Below are 15,132 nucleotides of genomic sequence, written 5' to 3'. Positions count from 1 at the left end.
TCAGAGGAATGGATTTCAGGATGTCGTCAAATGATTGCTGCTGCATGTCTCACCTCTCAAATGCCGAGTGGAATAGACGCACGAAACAGTATAGTCAGAGATGACAACACTTAATGTGAACAGAGCCAGTGAGGTGATTGTGGAAGGGATTAGTAGGGAGGCCTCGCCGTTATCAGGGCGAATCCAGCAAACCGAACAAGATGAGCCTGCTCAGGTATTTGATAGGATGGGAAGGGCGTGTAGTCAAGCAGGTAATAGCGATATAGCTCAACTATCAAACGCTCTGGATCAACATGCAGATATGGATTTTTCAGCTGCTCCACGTATGAATAGAAAGCGGGTATTAAGTAGTTCCTCCTCTAACAGTGAAGACGCAGCAGAAAATAATGGAGGAAAAAAGCCAGTTGCAAAATGTTTACGTTTTTCTTCTGAAGATGATATTGACCTTGAATCGATAGAGACAAATGGGAAAGCCTCGTCGAATGAGAAGAATTCAGTAAAAGCTAATGCAGTACAGCCAAAACCCATTATGGCGACCTCTATCCCGAAAGAGACAGCTACGCCAGATACTGTTGAACAACAAAATCTGACTGAAATTGAGAGATTCTGAATCTATTAGTGTCAAATTAATCAAGTTGTAAAGGAAAGGTAGGTAAACCAGTGGAAGCCAGTCAATTCAGTCCCTCAGGTGGTCAAAAGAGTCGCTCCGGGAATAACGATCAAACAGTACCGACAAGTACAGCAGATTCACCAAAGGTGGTTTCCGATCCATCACCTTTATTAGCTGCTGGGACGGCTACAACGAGGAGAAGGCATCCAGCTGAGACATCGCTCACAGAGAATGTGCGGGTTGTCGAGAGTGGTCTACAGTCATCGATCCAATCATGGCGTCAACCATCAGATTCCAGTGCTTTGTCAAATTCAGATACTGAGGAAGACGACATTTTACAAGAGTTAGAAGCCGTTATGTGGAATCAAAGTGAAATGGGGGCTCAAAGACAAATGTCTCCTGAACCTGTGGTGTTTTCAGACAATTTTTCAAAGTTGGATCTGGGTTCAGGAGAGAGCGTCAGGCCAGGGGCAAGGTTGCTGGGAGAGTCGGAGCAAAGCACTTTTGGTGAATCAGAGGCTTCTGCTTTTAGCCGCTTGCTGAGTCAGTCTGGACAATGGGCGTCTACATCCACTGCAAAGACATCGGATATTTCCAGTACATCCGGGAGTGATTTAATGGCTCGCTCTGAGCAACAGCCAAAGATTGCTGAATGGTCAATAAGAACTGATGATGAATTACCAAATGTCAGAGTTGAGCCAGAATCTATTTCACCGTTAATGTCTGAAAGTAGTACTGCTCATGAATTCTTAGAAGTGGAAGAGCCAGAGTTTCGTTCATTACCTACCTATCATGATGATAACTACCCGAGGCAGCCTTTCTTTGCAGACAAAAGTATGCGATCAGAAGAAAAACAACAGGCTGAAGGAAAAGAAGCCCATAAGGGTGCAGCTTTAATCGCACAACCTCTATTGAGATCTCCTTCATTTCAGGTCCAAAGGTCTATCAGTGCTGATGATTCTAATATTGCAGGGGAGAGCAGTCAGGCTAAAGGGAAAAGAAAACGTCGGGCAGATCATTCTGTGTCATCAGGAGAATATCAATCATTACCAATAGATTTGAATGCTGGAGAATTGGAACGCTCAACGAGAAAGCCGAAACGAGTGAGATCGGGTGAAACTTTCTTGTCTCCAGAGAAAAAAAACAAAAGCCAGAAGGAATTTGAGAGTCTCTGAACGTCTCTGTGATACATATGCTCTGTATACTCACACCAGAGCGGTTTTCCAGTGTTGAATGGAGTGTTCGCGGGAAAAAGCATTGATCTATGTAGGTATAATCAGAAAATATTCTTCCAGATTTCGTTGATCTGTGCGGTTGTTCCCTATGGGTCATCTGGTTAGAATGCCAGTCCCACTACGGTTGCTAGCAGAACGACAGCCCTTTCCGACAAGGGCTTTCCTGTCACTATTATCGGGACGACAAGCACATGGGCAAGAAGACGGCGCTGTACGAAGCGCATCAGCAGGCCGGCGGTAAACTCGTGGATTTCGGCGGCTGGGATATGCCTCTCCATTACGGCTCTCAGGTTGAAGAGCACCACGCCGTGCGTCAGGACGCCGGCATGTTCGATGTTTCCCATATGACGGTCATTGATATTTCGGGTCAGGATGCCCGGGATTTCCTCCGCACCCTTCTCGCCAATGATGTCGACAAACTCACTACCCCCGGCAAGGCCCTCTACAGCGGCATGCTCAACTCCGAAGGTGGGGTGATTGATGACCTGATCGTCTATGGCATGGGCGACTGGTACCGCGTTGTCGTCAACTGCGCAACCCGTGAAAAAGATCTCGAATGGATGACCAAACAGGCGGCTCGTTTTGAAGTCTCACTGGAAGAACGTCCGGAAATGGCCATGATCGCCGTTCAGGGCCCCAATGCCCGCGAAAAGGCCGCCTTGTCGGTATCTGCGGCCAAGGCTGAGGTGATCCGTGAACTGAAAGTATTCCAGGGTAAGGAAGTCGAAGGCTGGTTTATTGCCAGAACCGGTTATACCGGTGAAGACGGACTGGAAATCGTGGTGCCGGAGAAAGAAGCCGAATCCTTCTGGAAAGCATTGCTGGAAGCCGGTGTGCGTCCGGCCGGCCTCGGCGCCCGAGATACCCTGCGCCTTGAAGCGGGCATGAATCTGTACGGTTCTGACATGGATGAAAGCATCAATCCACTGTCTGCTAATATGGGCTGGTGTGTCGCCTGGGAACCGGCGGATCGCGATTTTATCGGCCGCTCTGCTCTGGAAGCCATCAAGGCTGACGGCCAGTATGACCGCCTGGTTGGTCTGGTGTTGGAGCAACGCGGTGTACTGCGTCCCGGTCAGAAAGTGATTGTGGAAGGTTTAGGGGAAGGGGTGATCACCAGCGGTACCTTCTCGCCCACCCTGGGTCATGCCATCGCCATGGCGCGGGTGCCCGCCGGCACCGGCAGTGAAGCGGTGGTGGATGTCCGTGGTAAATCCCTGCCGGTCCGGGTGATCAAGGCCGGTTTTGTTCGTAACGGTAAGAAAGTATTCGACTGACACCTGAGTGACTCGAATTCTGTCAGGTAACGTAAAGCTAGAGGATTGGATTAATGAGCAGCATTCCTTCTGAACTGCGCTATGTCTCATCGCATGAATGGATCCGCATGGAAGAGGATGGCACCGTCACCATCGGTGTAACCGATCATGCCCAGGCATCGCTCGGTGACGTGGTGTTTGTTGAATTGCCGGAAGTGGGCTCCACGGTGGGCGCGGGCGATGAATCCGGCGTGGTTGAGTCCGTGAAGGCGGCGTCTGACCTGTATGCGCCGCTGTCAGGTGAAGTCGTAGCGGTGAACGAAGCGCTGGACGAAGCCCCGGAACTGGTCAATTCCGAGCCTTATGGCGAAGGCTGGTTCTTCCGCATGAAGCCGGCAGACGAAGGCGAGCTGTCTGAGCTGATGGATGCGGATGCTTACAAAGAACTGTGTGAGTCTGAAGAGTAAGAGGCTGGTACGCCACCATGTGTAATCCGGTTTGCTGTCCTGCGCTGTCTGCCCGTTTGTTGGATGGGTGGTTGAGTATCGGTGACAGAGATGGTCTGCCCACAGGGCAGCTGCAGGCCGGTATCAGCGATGGTAGTGATTGACTGGTAGGGATGCAAAGCCTCGACGACTGTCGGGGCTTTGTTATTTATGGCATTGGTTTATTGGCTGGAATGTGCGAATGACTGCTGAACATGTGTCCCTGAAGGATCTGGAAAACAAGAACGAATTTATCCGTCGTCATATCGGTCCAGGTGAACAGGAAACGGTGGAAATGCTGGCCGAGCTCGGCCTGGGTTCCCTGGAGGAGCTGCTCGACAACACGATACCCGGCAGCATTCTGCAGGCCGAGCCGCCCGCTGTGGGAGAAGCCCATACGGAAACGGAAACCCTGGCCTATCTAAAAGCGATGCTGGCGAAGAACAAGCTGTATCGCAGCTTCATCGGCATGGGCTACCACGATACGCTGACGCCGACCGTCATCCTTCGTAATGTCTTCGAGAATCCGGGCTGGTATACCGCTTACACGCCTTATCAGCCGGAAATTGCCCAGGGCCGTCTGGAAGCGCTGGTCAATTTCCAGCAGCTGACCATGGACCTGACCGGTCTGGATTTGGCCAGCGCCTCACTGCTGGATGAAGGTACGGCGGCCGGTGAAGCGCTCGGCTTGGCCCGCCGTGTGTCGAAGAACAAGAAGAGCAACCTGTTCTATATCGATGAAAACTGCCATCCGCAAACCATTGACGTGGTGAAAACCCGTGCCAAGGGCTTTGATGTGGACGTGATGGTCGGGCCTGCTGCCGATGCCGTGAATCACGACAGCTTTGGTGCGCTGATTGCTTACTCCGACACCTATGGCCAGATCGGTAATCCCCAGAGCCTGATTGCTGAACTGCAGGGACAAAAATGCATTGTCTCTGTGGTAGCCGACATCATGAGCCTGATTCTGTTGAAATCACCCGGTTCACTGGGGGCTGATGCGGTACTGGGCAGCGCCCAGCGCTTCGGTGTTCCCTTGGGTTACGGTGGTCCCCATGCGGCTTTCTTCGCAACCAGTGAAAAGCACAAGCGTTCCCTGCCGGGTCGTGTGATTGGTGTGTCCATCGACCAGCGTGGCAACAAGGGCTACCGCCTCGCCATGCAGACCCGTGAGCAACACATCCGTCGTGAGAAAGCGACCAGTAACATCTGTACTGCCCAGGTGCTGCTGGCCAATATGGCGTCCTTCTACGCGGTTTACCATGGTCCGGAAGGGCTGAAGAATATTGCGAGCCGTATTCACCGGCTGACGGATATTCTTGCAGCCGGTCTAAAAACCAAGGGCGTCACCCTGCAGAACGACACCTGGTTTGACACCATCACCCTGCAAGTGAAAGACAAAGCGGCCGTTCTGGCGCGTGCCGACGCCCGTCAGGTTAACCTGCGGGTCTTTGATGACAACCGCGTCAGTATCAGCCTGGATGAGTGCACCACCCGTGACGATATCGTCTGCCTGTGGGATATCGTGCTGGGTGATGGCCATGGCCTGAGCGTTGATACGCTGGATAGCCAGATCACATCAAAAGGGACTGCTTCTATTCCTGCGGAGCTGGTGCGTGATGATGCCATCCTGACCCACCCGGTCTTCAACAGCTACCACTCTGAAACCGAGATGCTGCGCTACATCAAGCGTCTGGAAGACCGCGACCTGGCCCTGAATCATTCCATGATTCCGCTGGGTTCCTGCACCATGAAGCTTAACGCCACCACCGAAATGCTGCCGGTGACCTGGCCTGAGCTGGGGCGTATGCACCCATTTGTTCCCGTCGCCCAATCGGAAGGCACCCGCCAGATGATTCGTGAACTGGAAGATTATCTGAAGATCATCACGGGTTTTGATGCGGTGAGCATGCAGCCGAACTCCGGTGCCCAGGGTGAATATGCGGGCCTGATGGCAATCCGCAATTACCTTGAGAGCCGTGGCGAAGGACACCGTAATGTCTGCCTGATTCCTGCTTCTGCGCACGGTACCAACCCTGCATCTGCGGCGATGGCGGGTATGAAGGTTGTGGTTACGGCGTGTGATGAGAATGGCAACGTTGACGTGGCTGATCTCAAGCAGAAAGCCGAAGACATGAAGGATCAGCTGGCTGCGCTGATGATCACCTATCCGTCCACCCACGGTGTGTACGAGGAAGGTATCCGGGAAATCTGTGACATCATCCACGCCAACGGTGGTCAGGTGTACATGGATGGCGCCAACATGAATGGCCAGGTCGGTGTATCCAAGCCGGCGGAAATCGGTGCGGATGTGTCTCACTGGAACCTGCACAAGACCCTGTGCATTCCGCACGGTGGCGGTGGCCCGGGTATGGGACCGATCGGTATCAAGAAACACCTGATTCCGTTTGTTGCCAACCACAGCGTCGTCAAGCTGGACGGCCCCAACCCGGAAAGCACAGCGATCAGCGCCGCGCCCTGGGGCTCTGTGTCCATCCTGCCGATTCCGTGGGCGTATATCCGCATGATGGGCAGCGAAGGTATCCGCAAGTCCACCGCTGTTGCCCTGATGAATGCCAACTACCTGGCGAAGAAACTGGCCGAGTACTATCCGGTTTTGTACACCGGCCGCAACGGTCGTGTGGCGCATGAGTGCATCATCGATATCCGTCCACTCAAGGCCGCCAGTGGCATCACCGAGGAAGATATCGCCAAGCGTCTGATGGATTTCGGTTTCCATGCACCGACCATGAGCTTCCCGGTCGCGGGTACGCTGATGATCGAGCCGACGGAAAGTGAATCCAGGGCCGAGCTGGATCGTTTCATCGAAGCCATGGCGCAGATCCGTCACGAGATCGCCCGGGTGGAAAACGGCGAGCTGGATGCTGAAAACAACATGCTGGTGAGAGCGCCGCACACACTGGCGGATATTCTGGATAACGAGTGGGATCGCCCCTACACCCGTGAAGAAGCGGCTTATCCGGTACCGAGTGTTGCACGCAGCAAGTTCTGGCCGTCGGTCAACCGTGTCGATAACGTCTATGGTGATCGTCACCTGATGTGCAGCTGCCCGCCGGTGGAGAGTTATCAGGAGTGATAAGTAAAGCCTGTTGATTGACAGGTTGTTGTCAAAATGCCTCAGTGATCAAGCCGGTTGAATGGTTTGATTGCTGAGGTTTTTTATTCTTTGAGATTAAATGACAGTGGTCATCTACCATTTTTTATTAACAGGTTGTCATTCAATTAAATGAAGTTATCGATACTTGTTGATTAACTGTCTGCATAGTGAATCATAAGCGTAACTATTGAGCCCGGTGGATTGTATCGTCGTTTTGTAATGCAGGAGCGCCTGTTTTATTTGTGCAATAAACTGAACGATTTGATCATCATTTTTTCTGGTTGGTTTCTCAATATGTTTGAGAGGATGATGGTTGCCGGTTTTTCCGTCTTTGGCATTATGAAAGGCCACATAATCATTCAGTATATCGATGAAATCCTGCTCTTCTTTTGACAGCGTTGGCAAGGTTATCGCATCCAGGCGAGTCGCTGGTGGCATGATTCTGTGGCCACGAGTTGGCCTGAGAGAGTGGCTGGATTCACTTGTGGTTAAAGGTGGCGGCGGTGGCTTTGGTATTGACCGGGGTGTTCGATCAGGTTGCCTGCGCATAGGGGGCGATGCTGGTCTTGCATAGCTGGTATAGGGCATAACCTGTGTGGCATAGACGGGGCGGCTCGATTGATTGTGAACCCATTGTCCATTGCTAAAAATGACACTGGCGCCTGGCGATACGTAGCATGTTGGAGATGCCGGGACAGCTGGATACATTGAAAGGGTACGGCACGAGACGGTTTGGGTTGCTACCGGCCAATACGTATATTGAATAACACCTGCCTGCTGGCAATAACGGCAGCCCGTTTTACTTTTAGTATAACGGCTGGGCTTTGCCGTACATGATGGCTTGTGTTTGAAATAATTAGATAAACGTTTAAATACCTTCATTGGGTTCCTCATTTATGTTGTTTTTATTTTGGTTGTTATCAAATTAACATGAGGGTTCCAGAGGGTAACTAATACCTTTGGCTTAATTGTTAGTGTTTTTTGTTATAACAAAGGGAAATAGGTTAGCGAGGCAAAAAGGTGGCTGGAAGGCCACCTTTATGAATGTAAATAATCAGGGTAAAGGGTTTGGCCGGGTCTTGTCGTAACGTTTTTGCAGTCTCATCCAGATCTGAGGTTTTCCACCGATCACCTGGCAGAGCCGGTGAGCAAACAGGGCGCCCATTCGCCTTCGCCCATGTAATACGCTTTCAATATGATTGGACTGGATGTCCATCTGGGTACAGAGATCGCCTACGGTGATATAACGTCGAGCGAGGAATCTGGACAAAATCAAGCCCGGATGCGGATGGTCTTTTATTGTCATTAATGGTTCCCTCCATGTTCATTATTCAGTATATGAGGAAGGGCATGGCTTCTGACAATAGTTTGCAGTCATAAGTAATATGCTGCTCATAACTGGGTCGTCTTAAAAAGATAGATAACCATTGACGTTTTTTTAGGGGTAGGGATTCACGCTTGAGCGGGAATCCCGGTAGGAAAGGTTCAGTATTTTCGGCGTTGAGTATTATTCGTCTCTTGGAGCCGGACGGGCGTAAAGGTCATACTCATCGGCCTCAAAGATTTCCACATCCGTCAGGTCGCCGGGCTGCAGGCCCTGACCGTTCTCCAGCCAGACAACACCATCAATATCCGGCGCATCGGCATACGTGCGACCAAAGACATCGCCGTCTTCATTGGTGCCATCAACCAGTACCTGCATCTGGCGCCCGACTTTTTCCTGCAACTTTTCGGCGCTGATGCGTTGCTGGACTTCCATCAGGCGTTCCCAGCGTTCTTCTTTGACTTCTTCCGGCACTGCGCCGGGCAGTGCATTGGCGCGGGCACCATCCACAGCGGAATACTTGAAGCATCCGACGCGTTCCAGTCGCGCGTCTTCCAGGAAGTTAAGCAGTTGCTGGAAGTCGTCTTCGGTTTCGCCGGGGAAGCCCACGATAAAGCTGGAGCGCAGGGCGATTTCCGGACAAATTTTCCGCCAGTTCTGGATACGAGCCAGTGTATTCTCGGTATGGGCCGGGCGCTTCATGGCTTTGAGTGTCTGCTGGCTGGCGTGCTGCAGCGGAATGTCCAGATAAGGCAGTACAAGGCCTTCTGCCATCAGCGGGATCAGGTCATCCACATTCGGATAAGGGTAGACATAATGCAGGCGTACCCAGGCGCCAAGGCGACCCAGCTCGGTGGCCAGTTCTTTCAGTCGGGTCTTGACCGGTTGCCCTTGCCAGAAGTGGGTGCGGTACTTCAGGTCAACGCCGTAGGCGCTGGTGTCCTGGGAAACGACCAGCAGCTCCCGGGTGCCAGCATCGACCAGGCGCTCGGCTTCTTCCAATACATCGCCGGAAGGACGGCTGACGAGTTTGCCGCGCAGGTCCGGAATAATGCAAAAACTGCAGCTGTGGTTACAGCCTTCGGATATTTTCAGGTAAGCATAGTGACGTGGTGTCAGCTTGATGCCCTGAGGCGGTACCAGATCAACAAAAGGATTGTGTTCTTTTGATGGGGGTACCCACTCATGCACGGCGCCGACGACGTCTTCATAGGCGTGCGGGCCGGTGACACTGAGTACGCCCGGATGCACAGAGCGGATGCTGTTTTCATCCTTGCCCATGCAGCCGGTGACAATAACCTTGCCGTTTTCCTTGATGGCTTCGCCGATGGCATCCAGAGACTCCTGCTTGGCGTCATCAATGAATCCACAGGTGTTGACCACCACCACGTCGGCGCCTTCGTAGCTGTTGACGACGTCATAGCCGTCCAGCTTCAGTTGGGTCAGGATGCGTTCAGAGTCGACCAGAGCTTTTGGGCAGCCCAGGCTGACGAAACCGACCTTCGGGGATTCTGTGGACATGAAAAACAGCCTCTCTTGTACTAAGCAGCCACCGGATCGGCAGGATCCTTCACGGTAATGATGGCGAATAAAAACCGCGCATTCTAAACCAGTGAGCGAGGGAGCCAAAGCGCGAAATGTACGTTGTCATGTAATGGGATATCGGGGTATTGCCAGCGTCAGGTATTTACAGGGAAATAAACTCGTTAAATAAACGGTAATAGACGTCTAATGATGGAAGTCAATCAAACTTAGAATTATTCGGCCATTGATTCATCACGATGTCACATTATTCTGCCAAACTGCATCAATAGAGTGCAGAAATAGAACGATTTAATTGAATGCTTGTTCAGGAATAAAAACGTTAAGAGTATCAGCGTGTTATTTAACCTTTCTTTGTATAGGGTTAAGGCAATTAGATTTGCGCCTTAAAATCAATAGCGCGTAGAATTATCAAAAATTGATAACAGTGTCACATAAAATAAAAATGATTTTGCCGCCGGCAAAGGGAGTGATTGGCACAATGAACAATGCCAGATGGCGAAAAACCACACGGGCGATTCGGGTTGCGGGTCTGTTGCTGGCAGGTGCCGGGGTCGCCCAGGCTGAAGACCTGTCGGATATCTACCAGCAGGCGCAGAGTAATGATCCGATCTACCTCGCGGGTATCCACCAGTTCAGTGCGGATGTGGAAGGTTACATTCAGGCACGTTCGAGCCTCTTGCCTACTGTATCGTTTAACATGTTCCGCACGGAAAACAAGCAGGATATCAAAAGCTCGGATAACGATGTCTTTGGTTTTGGCTCTACTAGTTATCCGATCGATGATTATACTCTCTCCATCTCACAGTCCATTTATAGCTACAGCAACTGGGCGAGACTGCGTCAGGCGGAAGCTCTAAGTGAGCGATACCAAGGTGAGTTGGCGGCGCTTGAGCAGGATCTTCTTTTAAGAACTGCTGAAGCCTATTTTGCCGCGCTCGCCGTCCATGAAGAAAACACGTATATCGCGGCGGAAGAAAAAGCCGTCAAGCAGCATTTCGAGCTGATCGAGGCCAAACGCAAAGACGGCTTGGCTCGTGAGACGGATTTTCTGGATGCCCAGGCCCGCTACCTGCAGACGAAAGCCCGTGCACTGGAAATTCGTACGCGCCTGAAAGACAGTCTTGAAATGGTCAGTGAGTTGACCGGGAATACACCCGCATCGCTGGCGTTGTTGAAAGCGTCGGTTCCGATGGCATCGCCAGAGCCTGCGAGTCCCGATGAATGGCTCAGTACTGCGCTGGAATATAACCCGGAGCTGAAGATTCGGACGAATGCTGTAGAAGCTGCCCGAGAAGAAGTGAAAAGCCTTAAAGGTGGCCATTATCCCACGCTGGATCTTGATATCAGTTACAACAATAACGATACCCAGGGTTCACTCTATGGTGGCGGTAGTGAAGTAACGACCACGGCTGCGACCGTTTCATTGAATATTCCGATCTACTCGGGTGGCCTGGTGTCGTCCAGGGTTCGTGCGGCAACCGATCTGCTCAGTCGGACGATGCAGGAGCTTGAGCTTGAGCAGCGTGCGATCAAACGTCAGACGCTGTCATCCTATGACGGCATTCTCACCGATATTGCCAAGGTCGAATCGTTGGCCAAGTCGGTTGAGTCCTATGAGTTGGCGGTTGAGGCCAAGCGCGTGGGTTTCTCTTCAGGTCTGACGACCAGTTTGTCTGTTCTGGATGCTGAGCGGGACCTGTTCTTTGCCCGGAGTGAGTACGCCAGGGCGCGTTATGGTTACATCCTGAATACATTGCGGCTCAAGCGCTCCGTAGGCGTTTTGTCCGAAGCGGATCTGACGCAGGTGAATGGCCTGCTGGCGGATGCTCAGTCGGGCTCAGCCCATCTCTCTGCCTACAGCCGTACTACGACTCTGGCTGTAGCTGGACAGGCTGACTGATGCAGTATCCGGAATCGGCAATACTGGCGACCTTTGCTGAGGCGCTTGGAGCCCCCTATGGCTTTGAGCGTTCGGTAAAGTTTTGTGAAAGTCAGATGCTGGATGACCGATTCCTGATGACCGTGCATAAGGCGTCCCTGGGGAAGCGCCCGGAGCACAAGTTGGAAACCCTCTGTCAGCAGTTGAATGCACCGGCCGATGTGCTCGCATCTGTTTTAGCGTTGCTGCCGGAGGCGGATATTGTCCACCTTGGCTTTGAGGCGGAAGCTGACGCAAGACTGTGCAAATTGTATGTGGAGTTTGCCTCGACGGTTCGGGCCGCGATGGAAACCGGTCAAATCAAGTCACCATTGCTCGTGCATAAAGCGTTGAAGTGGAATGTCGAAAAGCCGCAGCGCCATGCAATCACACAGTACTGGTTAAACCCTGAAAGTGAGCTGGGACACTGGATCGATGAAGTTTCCACAAGTGCTGATGAACACTATCAGGTGTTATCGTCTTTTCTTCAGCAGGTTCTGATGTTGACTGCAGAGCGACTGCCTGCAGAAGAATTGATGTGCCTGGAAGTGAATGAGCCGGGCAATCCACGCAAATCCTTTGATATCAATCTGTATGACACGGACATGATCCTGGGCGATATTCGTCATTTGCTGGAACAACTGGCTGAAGCTTTCCGGATTGAACCAGGGAAAGTCGCACGCTGGTTGGATAACAATACAGGACAGCCACTCGGTCATCTTTCCAGCGGCATTGCCCGTGATGGACGACCATTTGCCACTGTCTACTTCGGTATAGAGGGGCGTTAGTATGTCAGTTGCCCTGGATCGAACCTGTACCGTTAGCCGGCCTGAGATTGAATGGGCCGAATCGAATGATCCCTGTCTGGATTATTGTCTCTGGCCTTATGAGCCCCGTTGCAGCCAGTCGGGTAAGCTCCGTTCGATCAATTTGCTCCATGCATCGTTTCAACAGGCAGGCGCAGAGCAACTGGTCGATATTTGTCAGGCGATTCGTGACGCGGTTGGCGATTTTCAGACGGTTTGGGGTATCAAGCAGTCAGAAAAAGGATTTAGTTGGGAACTCTATTTTTACGATTATGAGCGTCTGCAGCGACGGGTCTCGGCGTCACGGCTGATTGATGTGTTGTCGCCCTGGTTGTCCTGCGATCTGGCCGTCAATGAAAACAGTCCGTATTTTATGTTTTCCCTGAATCTTGAACCTGAAACAGGACACAACCTGCGTTCGCTGGATTCAATCAATATTTATATGGGCAATGCTGGTAGCAATGTCTCTTCGGGGTTGAGTTACTCGCTGACGGCTGACGGTTTGATCTTTGATAATCTCTACAGTTTTTTTGATGCAAGGAACGAGCAGGATGACATTTTGGCTAAGATGGCCTGTTCTGCGCATCTTAGCCTGGATTCACTCAATCCTGATGACGTGCTCTGGCCTGAGCTGGTGGATTGCCAGACGATTGTCGTCGCCAACAAGCGACTATGTGAAGGTATATATTTTTCCCGGGTAACCGTTGACCAGCTGCTGTTTTTCCTCAGGAAAACCCATTTTCCGGCAGCGCATGTCGCGTATGTTGAAAAGAACCGTGATCGTTTGGAACACTTGTTGTTTGATGTGGGCTTTGACTATACGATGGTTGAAGGCACGATAAACATCACCAAAAGCGCATACTACGGGGTGTTCTGACGTGAGTATGGGACGATTTAACAATAACGACTACGTCTCTGTCACCATGGAGTTCCGGTGCAATCTCAAGTGCGAGCATTGCATGATCGAGGGCACCATGGATCGTCTCGTCCCGCAAACCCTTGAACGCTTCAATGAGATTCTTGCCCATAACCGTGAACATCAGCAGTGGAAAGGGCTGATCCTGACCGGTTCTGAAATTACCCTTCGTCGAGATCTGCCTGAATTGGCCAGCCAGGCCAAAGCAGCAGGTTTTCAGCATGTCCGGATTCAGACGCACGGTATGCACCTGCACCAGAAAAGTTACTGTGACCGTCTGCTGGACGCGGGTGTGGATGAATACTTTGTCAGTGTCGCCGGCTCCGATGCCTGGAGTCATGACCATATTACCGGTGTCCAGGGCGCTTTCGATCGCATGATGCAGGGGCTGGAGTATCTGGATGCGATTGAAGGGGTTTCACTGCTGACAAACACGGTAGTTACCGCCAGCAGTTATCAACTATTACCCGATCTGGTGGAAAGGCTTGCGCATCTCAAGCGACTCGAGCAAATGGAATTCTGGTCCTATTGGCCAATGCAGGAAACTGATGAAAAGGATTTACTGGTACCTCACAACACGGTGCTGCCTTTTCTTCGTGAAGCCGTCATCAGAGCCAAGGCATTGGGCCGGGTGGTAGAAGTCAAGAATTTCCCCGAATGTCTGCTGGGTGAACTGGTGGATGTATTGATGAACGATCAGCCGGAACTGCATATCGATCCGGCTTTCTGGACGGAATTCATGCGCAATGGTTTTCACCAGTGTGCGTATCGTGACCAGTGTCAGTCTGAGCAATGCCTTGGTCTGAATACCGCGTATGTCCGTAAATACGGATGGGAAGAACAGTTATTGCAGCCGGTTGTGCCGTCACAGGTCTTGCGCCTGTGCAGCTGATCGACGCAATGGTTTGACGACAATGGAACGCCCCACAGGGAAAGAGCAGGAAAGAGGTATAAAAAACATGGCAAAGCAATTACTGATTTACAGCCAGGTCCAGCCGGTCTCCAGCCAGCGTCATCGTGACTGGGCGATCAAGCAGGTGACTGACTTTGAGTTTGCCAGGGATGTAAACTCGGTGCCCCTGATGGCTGTGGAATTCCCCAATGCTGCCAGTGAAATGGCCGTCGTTTTTACGGGGAATGATGATCAGATTATGCCGGTGGTGATTCTGGGTGTCAGGGAGCAGGAAAACCTGTATCTGAACGACGAAGGTCAAATGACTTCCCGTTACGTGCCAGCCTTCCTGCGCCGCTATCCGTTTGTTTTCTCCAGCTCGGATGATGGCGCTAACTTCACCCTTTGCATTGATGAGACCTACACTGGCTGTAATCAGGAGGGTGTTGGCGAGCGGCTGTTTGATGCGGAAGGTGAGAAGACCCAATACCTCGACAATGTGTTGGCCTTCCTGAAGGAGTACCAGGTGCACTTTAATCGTACCCGGAACTTCTGCAGCAAGCTGAAAGAGCTGGATCTGCTGGAACCGATGGGCGCCCAGTTTACCCAGCCGGATGGCGAGAAGCTGACCCTGACCGGCTTCATGGCGGTTAACCGTGAAAAACTGAAGTCTCTGACCGGTGAACAGCTGGCGGATCTGGCGAAGACCGATGCACTGGAACTGATCTATATCCATCTCCAGTCCATGCGCAACTTCACCAGCATGCTGGAGAAAGTGGCGGGTGCTGAAGCATCAGAGCCAGCGGCATCTAAGGAAGAAGCCGCTGCGCCGGAAGAAGAAGTGACATTGCAGTAAGAGAAAAGCGCACCATGAAGGTGCGTATTTTTGCCCCAGAATGGTGAGCGGCTCCGGCCGCTCGCTGACGTGTCGGGGCTATGAGAATAAAGGCTGTAGACGCACTACTGAGTGGTAGTACCGATCAAGGCCGTCACGGTGTTGCAGTAAGGACAGACTCCAGACACCGGA

14 protein-coding genes are annotated in these 15,132 nt (G+C 51.9%); 11 read left to right on the top strand and 3 right to left on the bottom strand.

Going from position 1 to position 15,132, the window contains the following annotated elements; translation table 11 throughout:
* Positions 1-100 precede the first annotated feature (100 nt).
* The 6 genes from KHS78_RS18975 (at position 101) to gcvP (ending at position 6,683) form a co-directional block, all read left to right on the top strand.
* Complete coding sequence (locus KHS78_RS18975; protein ID WP_211830313.1) at positions 101-610, top strand: hypothetical protein; 510 nt, start codon at positions 101-103, stop codon at positions 608-610.
* 50 nt (positions 611-660) lie between these two features.
* Entirely contained in the window at positions 661-1,785 is a 1,125-nt protein-coding gene (locus KHS78_RS18970; protein WP_211830311.1) for a hypothetical protein, read from the top strand.
* Between the two features lie 251 nt (positions 1,786-2,036).
* On the top strand, positions 2,037-3,122 hold the full coding sequence (gene gcvT / locus KHS78_RS18965; RefSeq protein WP_211830309.1) for a glycine cleavage system aminomethyltransferase GcvT: 1,086 nt from the start codon (positions 2,037-2,039) through the stop codon (positions 3,120-3,122).
* 53 nt (positions 3,123-3,175) lie between these two features.
* Positions 3,176-3,568, top strand: coding sequence for a glycine cleavage system protein GcvH (gene gcvH, locus KHS78_RS18960; RefSeq protein ID WP_211830307.1), 393 nt, complete (start codon positions 3,176-3,178; stop codon positions 3,566-3,568).
* 17 nt (positions 3,569-3,585) lie between these two features.
* The gene (locus KHS78_RS22510; RefSeq protein ID WP_281417109.1) at positions 3,586-3,711 is read left to right on the top strand and encodes a hypothetical protein; all 126 of its coding nucleotides are present in this window, start codon (positions 3,586-3,588) and stop codon (positions 3,709-3,711) included.
* A gap of 77 nt (positions 3,712-3,788) precedes the next feature.
* On the top strand, positions 3,789-6,683 hold the full coding sequence (gene gcvP / locus KHS78_RS18955) for an aminomethyl-transferring glycine dehydrogenase (RefSeq protein ID WP_211830305.1): 2,895 nt from the start codon (positions 3,789-3,791) through the stop codon (positions 6,681-6,683).
* A 156-nt stretch (positions 6,684-6,839) separates the two neighbouring features.
* Here the strand turns inward: gcvP and KHS78_RS18950 are convergent, their stop codons facing one another.
* The 3 genes from KHS78_RS18950 to rimO all read right to left on the bottom strand — a co-directional run bounded on the left by KHS78_RS18950 (position 6,840) and on the right by rimO (position 9,549).
* Positions 6,840-7,586, bottom strand: a complete 747-nt coding sequence (locus KHS78_RS18950; RefSeq protein WP_211830303.1) for a hypothetical protein — start codon at positions 7,584-7,586, stop codon at positions 6,840-6,842.
* Between the two features lie 172 nt (positions 7,587-7,758).
* Positions 7,759-8,010, bottom strand: a complete 252-nt coding sequence (locus tag KHS78_RS18945) for a HigA family addiction module antitoxin (RefSeq protein ID WP_211830301.1) — start codon at positions 8,008-8,010, stop codon at positions 7,759-7,761.
* A 201-nt stretch (positions 8,011-8,211) separates the two neighbouring features.
* On the bottom strand, positions 8,212-9,549 hold the full coding sequence (gene rimO / locus KHS78_RS18940; protein ID WP_211830299.1) for a 30S ribosomal protein S12 methylthiotransferase RimO: 1,338 nt from the start codon (positions 9,547-9,549) through the stop codon (positions 8,212-8,214).
* A gap of 502 nt (positions 9,550-10,051) precedes the next feature.
* Here rimO and KHS78_RS18935 point away from each other — a divergent pair.
* From KHS78_RS18935 to KHS78_RS18915, 5 genes are all read left to right on the top strand, one after another.
* Positions 10,052-11,473 carry a TolC family outer membrane protein gene (locus tag KHS78_RS18935; RefSeq protein ID WP_211830297.1) on the top strand — a complete coding sequence of 474 codons (1,422 nt, stop codon included), beginning with the start codon at positions 10,052-10,054 and terminating at the stop codon, positions 11,471-11,473.
* Complete coding sequence (locus tag KHS78_RS18930; protein WP_211830296.1) at positions 11,473-12,279, top strand: hypothetical protein; 807 nt, start codon at positions 11,473-11,475, stop codon at positions 12,277-12,279. Before KHS78_RS18935 ends, KHS78_RS18930 begins: the two co-directional genes overlap by 1 nt.
* Before the next feature lies 1 nt (position 12,280).
* Positions 12,281-13,174 (top strand): hypothetical protein, encoded by an 894-nt coding sequence (locus tag KHS78_RS18925; protein WP_211830294.1) that lies wholly within the window; start codon positions 12,281-12,283, stop codon positions 13,172-13,174.
* A 7-nt stretch (positions 13,175-13,181) separates the two neighbouring features.
* Complete coding sequence (locus KHS78_RS18920; RefSeq protein ID WP_211830317.1) at positions 13,182-14,105, top strand: radical SAM protein; 924 nt, start codon at positions 13,182-13,184, stop codon at positions 14,103-14,105.
* Positions 14,106-14,172: 67 nt separating this feature from the next.
* Positions 14,173-14,961: a SapC family protein gene (locus tag KHS78_RS18915; RefSeq protein WP_211830293.1), complete on the top strand. Its 789-nt coding sequence runs from the start codon at positions 14,173-14,175 to the stop codon at positions 14,959-14,961.
* Positions 14,962-15,132: the final 171 nt, after the last annotated feature.

It is taken from the genome of Kistimonas asteriae (assembly GCF_018263925.1).
GTDB lineage: Bacteria > Pseudomonadota > Gammaproteobacteria > Pseudomonadales > Endozoicomonadaceae > Kistimonas > Kistimonas asteriae.
The sequence above is the reverse complement of the archived record's forward strand: the minus strand, read 5'-3'. Positions and strand labels throughout refer to the sequence as shown.

Coding starts and splice junctions, on each gene's coding strand:
- KHS78_RS18925 (WP_211830294.1), top strand. CDS start 12,281: ATGTCAGTTGCCCTGGATCGAACCTGTACCGTTAGCCGGCCTGAGATT.
- KHS78_RS18920 (WP_211830317.1), top strand. CDS start 13,182: ATGGGACGATTTAACAATAACGACTACGTCTCTGTCACCATGGAGTTC.
- KHS78_RS18975 (WP_211830313.1), top strand. CDS start 101: ATGACAACACTTAATGTGAACAGAGCCAGTGAGGTGATTGTGGAAGGG.
- KHS78_RS18950 (WP_211830303.1), bottom strand. CDS start 7,586: ATGAAGGTATTTAAACGTTTATCTAATTATTTCAAACACAAGCCATCA.
- gcvP (WP_211830305.1), top strand. CDS start 3,789: ATGACTGCTGAACATGTGTCCCTGAAGGATCTGGAAAACAAGAACGAA.
- KHS78_RS18930 (WP_211830296.1), top strand. CDS start 11,473: ATGCAGTATCCGGAATCGGCAATACTGGCGACCTTTGCTGAGGCGCTT.
- gcvH (WP_211830307.1), top strand. CDS start 3,176: ATGAGCAGCATTCCTTCTGAACTGCGCTATGTCTCATCGCATGAATGG.
- KHS78_RS22510 (WP_281417109.1), top strand. CDS start 3,586: ATGTGTAATCCGGTTTGCTGTCCTGCGCTGTCTGCCCGTTTGTTGGAT.
- KHS78_RS18935 (WP_211830297.1), top strand. CDS start 10,052: ATGAACAATGCCAGATGGCGAAAAACCACACGGGCGATTCGGGTTGCG.
- KHS78_RS18915 (WP_211830293.1), top strand. CDS start 14,173: ATGGCAAAGCAATTACTGATTTACAGCCAGGTCCAGCCGGTCTCCAGC.
- rimO (WP_211830299.1), bottom strand. CDS start 9,549: ATGTCCACAGAATCCCCGAAGGTCGGTTTCGTCAGCCTGGGCTGCCCA.
- gcvT (WP_211830309.1), top strand. CDS start 2,037: ATGGGCAAGAAGACGGCGCTGTACGAAGCGCATCAGCAGGCCGGCGGT.
- KHS78_RS18945 (WP_211830301.1), bottom strand. CDS start 8,010: ATGACAATAAAAGACCATCCGCATCCGGGCTTGATTTTGTCCAGATTC.